At 38.4% G+C, this 11842-nt stretch carries 9 protein-coding genes and 1 pseudogene; 4 read left to right on the forward strand and 6 right to left on the reverse strand.

What is annotated here, in order from left to right:
* The 5 genes from ABS917_RS18925 to ABS917_RS10550 form a co-directional block, all read right to left on the reverse strand.
* Positions 1-668: DEAD/DEAH box helicase family protein (locus ABS917_RS18925; RefSeq protein ID WP_483316057.1), on the reverse strand; the 668-nt coding region annotated here is incomplete at its 3' end.
* A 279-nt stretch (positions 669-947) separates the two neighbouring features.
* Complete coding sequence (locus ABS917_RS10535) at positions 948-1790, reverse strand: DegV family protein (protein ID WP_350478929.1); 843 nt, start codon at positions 1788-1790, stop codon at positions 948-950.
* 178 nt (positions 1791-1968) lie between these two features.
* Positions 1969-2484, reverse strand: coding sequence for a nuclear transport factor 2 family protein (locus tag ABS917_RS10540; RefSeq protein ID WP_350478930.1), 516 nt, complete (start codon positions 2482-2484; stop codon positions 1969-1971).
* Between the two features lie 304 nt (positions 2485-2788).
* Positions 2789-3463, reverse strand: a complete 675-nt coding sequence (locus tag ABS917_RS10545; RefSeq protein ID WP_350478931.1) for a response regulator — start codon at positions 3461-3463, stop codon at positions 2789-2791.
* Positions 3464-3485: 22 nt separating this feature from the next.
* The gene (locus ABS917_RS10550) at positions 3486-4649 is read right to left on the reverse strand and encodes a sensor histidine kinase (RefSeq protein WP_350478932.1); all 1164 of its coding nucleotides are present in this window, start codon (positions 4647-4649) and stop codon (positions 3486-3488) included.
* A gap of 161 nt (positions 4650-4810) precedes the next feature.
* Between ABS917_RS10550 and ABS917_RS10555 the strand changes: the two are divergent.
* A pseudogene (locus ABS917_RS10555) lies at positions 4811-5447 on the forward strand (YigZ family protein).
* 141 nt (positions 5448-5588) lie between these two features.
* Positions 5589-6638, forward strand: a complete 1050-nt coding sequence (locus ABS917_RS10560) for an LCP family protein (protein ID WP_350478933.1) — start codon at positions 5589-5591, stop codon at positions 6636-6638.
* A 285-nt stretch (positions 6639-6923) separates the two neighbouring features.
* Here ABS917_RS10560 and ABS917_RS10565 read toward each other — a convergent pair whose 3' ends face one another.
* A complete protein-coding gene (locus tag ABS917_RS10565; RefSeq protein ID WP_251689785.1) occupies positions 6924-7979 on the reverse strand; it encodes a glycosyltransferase family 4 protein in 1056 nt (351 codons plus the stop codon).
* A gap of 350 nt (positions 7980-8329) precedes the next feature.
* Between ABS917_RS10565 and secA2 the strand changes: the two genes are divergently transcribed.
* Positions 8330-10690, forward strand: a complete 2361-nt coding sequence (gene secA2, locus ABS917_RS10570) for an accessory Sec system translocase SecA2 (protein WP_350478934.1) — start codon at positions 8330-8332, stop codon at positions 10688-10690.
* Positions 10691-10693: 3 nt separating this feature from the next.
* The gene (locus tag ABS917_RS10575) at positions 10694-11599 is read left to right on the forward strand and encodes an accessory Sec system S-layer assembly protein (protein ID WP_350478935.1); all 906 of its coding nucleotides are present in this window, start codon (positions 10694-10696) and stop codon (positions 11597-11599) included.
* The last annotated feature ends 243 nt before the right edge of the window (positions 11600-11842 follow it).

Below are 11842 nucleotides of genomic sequence, written 5' to 3' on the forward strand. Positions count from 1 at the left end.
AACACCTTCTGAAATCGAGGATACAATTCCAAGACGACATCCGTCCGAGGTGTTGCCACACAAACTCTTTTACCTGCTTTGAGCGAGTCATATATTGCAGTAAAAAGAATCTCCGTTTTACCGGCACCACAAACCGCCACCAATAAATGATTTCTATTTCGCGAAATACTATGCGCCAGTTCGTTCGCTGCTTTTTCCTGTTGAGAGGTAAGCTTGCCGCTCCATGCAAACTGAACTCGCGATTTCTGTTTTCGGGTTTCCGTTTTCCACAAAATTAGTTCATCACAGCTGCACATTCGCCCCATCGTAATACAATGTCGGCAATAGTGACAGAGTTTTTGACACTTCGCGCAGTGAAAGGAAACGAATTTATGTGATTGTTCATTTAGACAACGACGGCAAATTAACTTAGGTTCTGTGATAACAGCGGGAATCGTTTCGAAATAACCGCGGTTGATATAAGTATCGATTTTTTGCCGAGGAAATGGTGTGTGGTTGCGCGACCATATTCGACCGGTGAAGAAATTTACGATTTCAGGTTCTGGAATGAGTCCGGAGTAGCGAGTGTAGGTTGAAGGATTTGATTTGTCTGAGACATTAGAAAAGGTTGATATTGAGGGTTTGAATAGTCTATAGCGTTTTCTTATTGAGGATGTTCTTGTGTACATGATTTTCGCTCCTTTATTTTATTTTCGTTTTAAGTGTTTTAGATTTTGCAGGTTATGACATGGAAACACTTCTACTTTTCATTCGAAAAATTCCAAATTCCCCCGTTCACATTCTACTTTCAACCCAAAATTCTCCACTTCCCTTGGAATACTTTCTACTTTCCACGACCCGTGTTCTACTTTCAACTCAAAACTTTCCACTTCTCAGCCTCCCGCACCACAAACCAAAAAAACAGCCACTCTCCCTAAGAAGTAGTGACTGTTAAGCCTAAAGCCTAGTTATTTCTTAATCCAACCGATTCCCATTGAACCTTCACCTAAGTGTGTACCGATTACCGGTCCGAAATAGCTTAGAGTAAAGTCGACTGTTGGGTAAGCGGCGGCTAAAGATTTCATCCATTCACTTGCTTCTTCTTCACAATTGCCATGAATAACTGTTGCTTGCAGTGCGCCGTGCTTTTCGACTGCTGAAGCTAGTTGTTCTTCCACTCGGCGTAGTGCTTTTTTGCGTGTACGGATTTTTTCGAACGGAACGATTACTTTATCCTGGAACGTCAGGATTGGCTTAACTTGCAGCAATCCGCCAATTAATGCTGCTGCAGCTGAAAGTCGACCGCCGCGTTGGAGGTGCTGTAAATCATCGACAATAATATAAACATCCCGCGTATCCTTTAATTCATTTAAATGGGACATTATCTGTTCACCTGTTGCGCCATCCAACGCTAATTTTGCGGCTTCTTTCACATACAAGCCCTGCAAGTAGGCTGCAACTTCCGAATCAAATGCATGAACGTTCACACCTTCCACCATTGCGCCCGCTTGGACAGCACCTTGGAAAGTTCCGCTAATACCGCTTGATAAGTGAATCGTTACAATTTCATCATAATCTTTTCCTAATGTTTCATAAAGCTCGACAAATTTTCCGACAGACGGTTGCGTTGTTTTCGGAAACTCCGCTGCACCGCGCACACGGTCGTAAAATTCTGAAGCTGTAATATCGATTTCTTCATCGTAAAATGTTCCTTCAATGTTTACACTTAGAGGAATCATATGGACATTGTACGAATTTCGTTCTTCAAGTGTTAAATAGGCTGTACTATCTGTAACAATTGCTGTTTTCATCGCTCTCCCACTCTCCTATGTTCACTAGTTTACAGGAACTCGCTATAATTGTGAACGGTAATTTACCATTCTTATAGGGAACTTCCCACTTTTACAACTGCATCGTTATATGAAAAAAACATCTTGGCATAAATCCGCGCAAGATGTTTTTACTATATATATTATAGAAGATAACAGTTTATTCACTGCCGATATAATAGATGCTCGAAACTTTCCAATCGTCTTCCTTCTTCAATACCGTTACTTGACGTCCGACACCGGATAGTTCTGCACCTGTATCGATTTCTTTCGTTTCTGTCGTTAAATTAGAAAATACTTGGGCTTCATCACCACTGTATTTTACAATCGTAATATCTTCGGCCGTGCGTTTAACATCATATTGGTTAAACACATCGGAAACCGCTTCAATATCTTCATCATAATTAAAGCCTGTCGCATTTTTTGAAATTATATTTTTATAACGTTCTAAATCTTTTTCGTTAAAGGCTGCAATATATTCATTAAAAGCAGATATAATATTATTTTTTTCTTCCTCCGGTACATCCGCCTCTTCCTGAATTGAATTACCCATCATTTCAAAGCCTACAGTACCTTCATCGATCGTTTTCTGCAGATTTTCAGGTGAAGCTTCTTGTTTATCCCCGCAAGCTGCCAGTACAAAAACCGCAAGTACAGCTACCAACCATTTTTTCATAATTTTACAACCTCCCGCAAAACATTTTAGCACACAATATTAGAAAAACATATTTTGTGCAAAATAGCACGAGATGATGTTTTTTCTTATACGAATTTATTTTATTGCAAACCGATATTTTCTTTATCAATGTAAAAATTCGATATTCGAATTATTTGCTGTTGCCTTCAAAATATTAGGACGAAACTCTTTCACAGATGTTTCATAGAATACACGGGAAAACTTTTTATTAATCAGTAATAATATGCAAAAATAAAAACAAGGATACGAAAATCGAATCCTTGTTTTAACGTTTAATATGTAATTAACGTACTTCTACCCAGCCGTTTTTGATTGCTGTTACAACTGCTTGTGTACGGTCATTAACATTCATTTTTTGTAAAATACTTGATACATGGTTTTTAACCGTTTTTTCCGAGATGAATAATGTCTCGCCGATTGTACGGTTTGATTGGCCGTCTGTTAACAATTGAAGCACTTCGCATTCACGCTTCGTTAATAAGTGGAATGGACGGCGAATTTCTGTTTGATGGAAATTACCTTTGTTTTCGTGCTCTGATAGACGACGGAATTCCGCAACTAGATTTTTCGTTACTTTCGGGTGCAGGTAAGAACCACCGTTAGAAACAACTTTGATTGCTTCAACAATTTCATCGGCATCCATTTCTTTCAGCATATAGCCAAGTGCACCTGATTTTAATGCGTGTGTTACATATGATTCGTCATCATGAATCGATAAAACCATTACTTTGGCATCCGGATATACAGCGATTAAATCAGCTGTCGCCTCTACACCGTTTTTGCCCGGCATATTAATATCCATCAATACGACATCCGGTTCGTTTTGTCCATATAAGTTTACGATATCTGTGCCGTCATCACCTTCAGCAACAACCTCGAATGTGTCTTCAAAATCTAAAATACGTTTTACCCCTTCACGGAATAATTGGTGATCATCTACAATAATAATTTTCGTCATTTCGAAACCCCCTGGAATTCTGCTATCTTATCTCTTCATCTTTTGTCGGCAATGGAATTTTCATTAAAATCGTTGTTCCTTTACCGATGCTGCTGCTAATTTTCAAAGAACCTTTCAGCAGATCAATTCTTTCTTTCATTCCTATAATACCGAAAGATCCTTCACGAGCGCTTTCTGTATCAAATCCAACCCCATTATCTTTTACTACAACATTAATTTCGTCACATAACCATTCAAGTTTAACGATAATCAGGTTAGGCTTTCCGTGTTTCAATGCATTGTTTACACTTTCCTGCACTAAACGGAAAACAGCCACCTCATAATCTGAAGGAATTCTGCGCTCGTTATTATATGAAAGGAACTGAATCTCAACACCTGGATTATATTCCATAATCGTAGATAAATACTTTTTCAATGTCGGATCAATACCTAGGTCATCGAGCGCCATTGGACGTAAATCATAAATAATGCGGCGTACTTCGGATAAGGCGTTGCGAACGCTTATTTTCAAGTCATGAATTTCTTTTAAAGCGGCGTCGGCTCCTTTTTCTCGGAAAGTGCGGTCAATTAAATTCGAACGCATCAGCACATTCGCCATCATTTGTGCAGGCCCATCATGAATTTCACGCGATAAACGCTTTCGTTCTTCTTCCTGGGCTGCGATAATACGTATGCCAAAATCTTGTTTGATCTTCGCCTGTTCAAGTGCTGCCCCGACATTTTTCAAATCGGTAGTCAAAAAGTTAATAACAACATTCACTTGATTCACGATATGATCCGCTCTTTCAATCGTATCATAAAGTGTGCGCAGGCGCCTTTCCAAATCGTCACGCTTGTCTCTTAGCTGCTTTTCGCGTTCCCGGCAAAGGGAGACCTTTAACTGTAAATTACTTGTATTTTCATAAGCTGCACGTATTTGCTCTTCTGAATGATTATTGAAACTTTTACTTACAATGACTAATCGCTGTCTAGATAATTGAAGCAACTTTTCCAAATTATCACTTTCATCTATTATAATCTTAATTTCATGACGCACAACTTCCAGCTCTTGTTGCATCTCTTCAAAGTTTCTGCGGCTTTGTTCGCTTATAATAAATACATCATCTTTCGAACTTGTAATAGTTTCCAACATTCGATTAAATATTACATCAAGCGAGGCGATGTCTATTTGATTGTTTTCTAGCACTTTTTCCCCACCTTACTTAGTCAGAAAGCGAACTACTCTATCTTTTTACTTTGCAACCTACTATTATAGTACATACATATTATATCATTAGTAAATCATTTTTTAAGTTAAATTATAACCACAAATTTGAAATCAAATTGTAATATTAAGGAGAATCGATAATGAGAAATAACTACATTACTGTAAAAGGTTACGGAGAATCAGAAATCATCATATCAAAATCGCGTTTTTCTAACTTATGTAGAACGCGTTGAGACAGAAGAAGAAGCGATTCTCTTTATTGATAAAATAAAAAAGATGCATGCATCGGCTACCCATAACTGCTCCTGCTATATGATCGGGGAGCATGACCATATCCAAAAAGCGAATGATGACGGGGAACCAAGCGGTACTGCAGGCGTCCCTATGTTAGAAGTACTTAAAAAACAAGGTTTAAAAGATACGGTTGTTGTCGTCACTCGCTATTTCGGCGGGATTAAACTTGGCGGAGGCGGTTTAATCCGTGCTTATAGTAAAGCAACAACAGAAGGAATTGCAGCTGCTCAAGTTGTTGAGCGAAAATTGCATTATTTAATGAAAATCGAGATTGATTATGTGTGGTTGGGGAAAATAGAAAATGAGATACGCGGTTCCCACTACCCTCTTCATGATATTCAGTATGCGGAAAATGTAGATATTTATGTACACGTTTTAAAAGAAGAAGAGCAAAATTTTATTGACTGGATTACCGAACTGACAAACGGACAGGCAGCCGTCACACAAAAAGAAGCGCTTTTCATCGAATTTTTTAAGGAATAGTGTCGAAATATTTGTCATCATAATGCAAGATATCGTTACTTTACGACAAAAGTAGATTGTAGTATATTAGATAAGATTACGAATTAACTATAATAGCCAATTTAATATAGTAACCTATCCCTAACCTAGAGGAGAATCTTTATGAAAACAAGGCAAAATAAAAGGAAAGGCTCTTCGAAATTCAGATTGTTTCTTAAAGTTACGACGCTTCTGACTCTTTCGCTCGTAATTTGCGCAACAGCATACGGTGTCTATTTGACGAAGCAAGCCGAACATGCTGCAAACAGTGCATATGAAGAAATCGAGGACCGCAAACTCCCGGATAAACGTGAAGTAAAAGTTGAACCGGCTCAAGACAATGTTTCTATTTTAATTTTAGGTGTCGATGATAGTGAAAAGCGCGGACAAGGTGCAGACAATTCCCGTACTGATGCCCTCCTGCTTGCCACTTTAAACAATAAAACAAAAACAGTTAAACTAGTGAGTATCCCACGTGATTCATATGTTTACATCCCTCATATCGGATATAACGATAAAATCAACCATGCGCATGCGCGCGGTGGCACACTTGCTTCAATAGAAACTGTAGAAGAACTATTTGATATCCCAATTGACTATTATTTACGTGTAAACTTTAACGCCTTCATCGATATTGTCGATGCTTTAGGCGGTATCCAAGCAGAAGTGCCTTACACGATGAATGAAAAAGACGAATTCGACCGTAATACTGTTAAGCTTCAACCCGGATTACAAACATTGGATGGCCGTGAAGCATTGGCTCTTGCACGTACACGTAAACAGGACAATGACATCGAACGCGGAAAACGCCAACAGGAAATTATTCAGGCGATCGCTTCTAAAGCAGCATCATTTACATCCATTTCAAAATACGATGATATTTTATCGGCTGTCGGAAACAATATGAAGACAGATATGACATTCACTGAAATGAAATCTTTCTTCAGCTATTTATCAAACGGCATGCCACGTATTGATACATTAACATTGGAAGGCTATGACGACATGTCAACAGGTGTCTACTATTACAAACTGGATGAAGAAGCACTAGAAGAAACTAGCCATATTTTAAAAAGTCATTTAGGGCTTACTCCGGAATCTACAAACATTTCGGGCACAAGCTCTCAATCCAACTCAGCTTACACAACAAGAACGAATACAGATACACAATAAGAAAGAACCAATCTTCGCAAATGATGTGGGGGTTGGTTTTTTTATGGCGTTTCTACCTATATTAAAGGGGTGTTCTACTTTACAGGCGTTCTGTTCTACATTCCTCTGAGAAATTTCTACTTTAGCCTTAGAACTTTCTACTTTAGACTTTGAACTTTCTACTTTCACTCATTCCGTTCCACATTAGCCGCAAAACTTTCTAAATCCCGCCATAATTCGGCCAATAATTCCCCATAAATAAAAAACAAGCAAACGGCATTAAGCCATTTACTTGTTTCGGTCTTTTCACTTATTAAAAATTCTTACGAGGTTGAGCAGCGGTTTATAGTTTTTGCCGGCTAGGCCGATAATTTCTACAAACAGCTCAATCGCGACTAATATAACAGCAATGAGTAAAATTGCGCCCCATACTTTTGCCATCGAGAAGATGACAGCAGCGAGACCGAACATTGCAGCCATCGCATAAATAATCGTCACAGTTTGACGATGTGAGAATCCTAAATCCAATAAACGGTGGTGTAAATGCGATTTATCCGGATCTGACCACTTTTTACCGCTACGCAAACGACGCACGATTGCGAAGAAAGTATCGGAAATCGGAACTCCCAGCATAATTACCGGGATAACGAACGAAATAACCGCTACGTTCTTAAATCCTAATAGTGCGAGCACCGAAATCATAAATCCTAAAAAGAGTGCACCTGTGTCCCCCATGAAAATTTTCGCAGGGTGGAAGTTGAAAAACAGGAAACCGATTGTTGCAGCAGCCAAAATGGCAGCCATTGCAATAACAATACCATTCCCCATGATCATTGCCATTACGGCTAATGTCATTAAAGCAATTGTTGATACACCTGCAGCTAGTCCATCAAGACCATCGATTAGGTTAATTGCATTTGTAATACCGACAATCCAAATAATTGTGAACGGAATTCCTAACCAGCCGAATTCCAGTTCTCCACCAAACGGTAAGTTAATATTGTCAATTTGAATACCGCCGACAAATACAACAATACAGGCAGCGATCACTTGGCCAAGCAATTTAGCTTTAGCGGAAATTTCACGCATATCATCAACGATACCTGTTGCTACAATAATTGTCGCGGCAATTAAAATCGCGTATAAGTAGTCACTTTCGAAGTTCGTGACAAATTTTAAAAGTAATATCCCGATCATAAACGCACCAAAAATTGCTAAACCGCCTAATCGTGGCATAATGCGAGCATGCACTTTACGATAGTTCGGGGCATCTACAGCTCCAAGGCGAAAAGCCAATCGCTTCACAAGCGGAGTTAGTATAATAGCAGCAATAAAAGCTACGATTAAAGACACGTAAATCATGTCTCTCCTCCTTAATTTTTGTAGTATTAAGCATTACAATAAATCGCCTTTTGGAGATTCATTAAAAACTCTACATTTTTATTCAACATAAGTATAGCATGAACATTTCATAAAATATAGCTTAAATTCCTTCCACTATTTATTCAGCCCACATAAATTTTACATCTTTCATTCTTCTTGTATATTTCAAACTTATCAAATAATTATTAATATAAAAGAAAGGCTTATCCAATTTATTTATATTACTCCTATGAATTACCTTTTGGTCAGTAGTCTTTTTGTGCAATATTTGATAAAATAACGGAGTGTCTACTATATTAAAGTAGCCAATTTCAAAGGAGAGTAAAATAATGTTCTCAATTTTCAAACGTAATAAAGAGCAAACAAGTGCTCGAGAGCTTAAAAGATACTACAAAACAGTAGAGCAGATTAATAGCCTCGAAGCAACATATAGTCCTATGTCTGACGAAGAACTTCGAAATATGACATTTACATTTAAAGAACGTCTAGAAAACGGAACACAGCTAGTTGATATTATCCCTGATGCATTTGCTGTTGTCCGTGAAGCTTCTAAACGTGTATTAAACATGCGCCACTTTGATGTGCAGTTAATCGGCGGTCTAGTACTGACTGAAGGTAATATTGCCGAAATGCCGACTGGTGAAGGTAAAACACTTGTTGCCTCACTTCCTTCTTACGTACGTGCTTTGGAAGGTAAAGGTGTACACGTTATTACAGTAAACGATTACCTTGCAAAACGTGACTTCGAATTAATCGGGCAAATCCACCGTTTCCTTGGGTTAACAGTTGGACTGAACGTTCCAATGATGGAACCTGCAGATAAAAAGGAAGCGTACAATGCGGATATTACATACGGTGTCGGGACAGAATTCGGTTTCGACTATCTTCGTGATAATATGGCACATACAATCGGCGATAAAGTACAGCGTCCATACCACTTTGCGATTATCGATGAAGTAGATTCTGTCTTAATCGACGAAGCGAAAACACCGTTAATCATCGCTGGTAAAATGGGTGCAAACGAAGAACTGCACCGTATTGCCGCAATGCTTGCAAAACGTTTCAAAGCTGAAGAAGATTATGATTTCGATGATGAAACGAAAGCGACTTCGTTAACAGATCAAGGTATCGAAAAAGTTGAAGCGGCATTCGGTGTCGATAATTTATACGATTTGGAACATCAAACATTGTACCACTATGTAATTCAGGCAGTACGTGCACACGTTATGTTTGAGTGTGATGTTGATTACATCGTTCGCGATGACAAAATCGAATTGGTCGATATGTTTACAGGCCGTATTATGGAAGGTCGTTCACTTTCTGACGGCTTACACCAGGCGATTGAAGCAAAAGAAGGCGTAACAATCACTGAGGAAAACAAAGCACAGGCCCAAGTTACAATTCAAAACTATTTCCGTATGTATCCGACATTATCAGGGATGACAGGTACTGCGAAAACACAGGAAAAAGAAATTTTAGAAGTTTACGGTATGCGTGTAATTCAAATACCGACAAACCGTCCACGTCGCCGTCTGGACCAGCCGGATATCGTATTCGAAAACATCGAGCAAAAATACGAATATGTGGCACAGGAAGCAGTGCGACGCCATGAAAAAGGACAACCGGTATTAATCGGGACAACTTCTATTTTACAATCAGAAAAAGTAGCAAGTTACTTGAAAAAACACGGCTTACAATTCCAATTACTAAATGCGAAAACAGTCGAGCAAGAGGTTGAATTAATTTCGGAAGCGGGACAAAAAAATCGTATAACAGTCGCAACAAACATGGCTGGACGTGGTACGGATATCGTATTGGGTGAAGGCGTTGAAGATCTTGGCGGTTTATTTGTAATCGGTACTGAAAAGCATGAAAGCCGTCGTGTCGATAACCAGTTACGTGGACGTTCAGGTCGTCAAGGTGACGTAGGTGAAACTCGATTTATCCTTTCAATTGAAGACGATATGTTCAAGCGTTTCGCAAAAGATGATGTAGAGAAATTCCGCAAGAAAATGACAACTGACGAAATCGGTCTTATTCAAAACAAAGAAGTGACAGAGCTGATTGAACGGACACAACGTATCGTTGAAGGCGCACACTTCTCTATGCGTGAATACAACTTAAAGCTGGACGATGTAATTAATGATCAGCGCCGTATTGTCTACGATTTACGTGACAGAGTCTTGAGAAACGAAGATATTATTCCTCTTTTAGTTCGAATGATGTATGAAACAGTTGACTTTGCAGTTCGTGAAAATGCACCTGAGGATAAAGATGTTGCTGAGTGGGATTTTGATAAAATGGAGAAAACAGTCAATTCCTTATTTATTGAACCAATCTTAGTAAATCGTGATGAAACAAAGCTCAAAAATTTACTTGATGCTATGGATCCTCCCGTTAAGCAATTAAAAGAGGTAATCGAAAGTTTTGAGGAAAATGAACAAATTATGACCGTTATTCCAAAGGTAATGCTAAGTTTCATCGACCATATGTGGGTGAAACATTTAGAACAAATGGCTCACTTAAAAGAAGGAATCGGTTTACGTCATTACCAACAGGAAGATCCCATGCGTATTTACCAACGTGAAGGATTAGAATTATTCGGTAAAAACTACCAAGAACTTCGCCGCACAATTGTAGAAGAACTTGTAACATTTATGAAAAACAATACGATGAATGTGGAGGAATAACAAATGGGTTTATTTGATTTATTTAAAAAAGGTGACAAAGTAGGTAAAGACAGTGCTGTAGATTCATCATCTGTCGTAAAATCATCCAATGAAAATTCTAAAAAGGATGCGGACCGTGATGTCATTACAAAATTGTCATTCCATCCTGAATGGGATGTTCCACAGGAGCAAAAGTATGTATTTAACTTTCTGGCAAATGATTTAGCACCATTAAAGCCAAATCAATTATCATTGGCAGCAATTAATATCGAGCCATCACTGGCAAACGGTTCATGGAATGTAAAAGCATTTTTCCGTTCTTCATTATCTGAGGCTATTGAATTAGGCGAAATCGAATTATTAATTTTGGATAAAGATGATAACCGCATTGCTTCAAATTACTTTGATTTTAAAGAACTTGGTGTAATCCCGGCAGAAAGTGCACGTCCTTGGATTTTCACCTTCCCTGCTTCTTCTATCACAGCAGACGAAGTGCCTGAAGACGGCTGGAAAATTTCATTCAACTTGCTTTCATTACGCGGTCACCAATTAGACTTGGATGAAACATGGAAAAAGCAATTACCAGATGATCAACAAGAAAAATTGGCAGAAATCGTGAAAAGCTTACCGAAATTAGGAAAAACAGAAGTGAACTTTACAGGATTACAGGCTAAGATGAATAATGATGGCAGCTTACACGCTTCCATTTTCATCCGTAACGGCCATGATAAAGCGATTAACTTAGAACAGTTACCTCTTGAAATTATGGATGCACGCAATGTCGTAGTTGCAAAAGGATCGTTCAAATTAAATCCTGTTTTATCAGTACAGCCTAATACGACAAAACCTTGGACATTTATCTTCCCTAAAGAATTAGTTACAGTTAAAGGTATTGACCTTTCTCGCTGGACAGCCCGCGTTCCGCAATAGATTCTATTACAGCATTTGGAAAGTCATTTATTGGCTTCCGGATGCTGTTTTTTGTTTACGGAACTTACTTTATGAAGCATCTCGTTTTTATTTGACACTTTTACGAGAAAAGTAGAACATTTCTTTGTTTATATAGAACTGAGCGCTAGTAATGTGGAAATATAAAAGCTTATGTAGAATGTTTAGAGTCTAATGTGGAAACTTCACCAACTAATGTAGAACTGCTTACTCAAAAAATCTTTT

The organism is Solibacillus sp., from assembly GCF_040273735.1.
GTDB lineage: Bacteria > Bacillota > Bacilli > Bacillales_A > Planococcaceae > Solibacillus.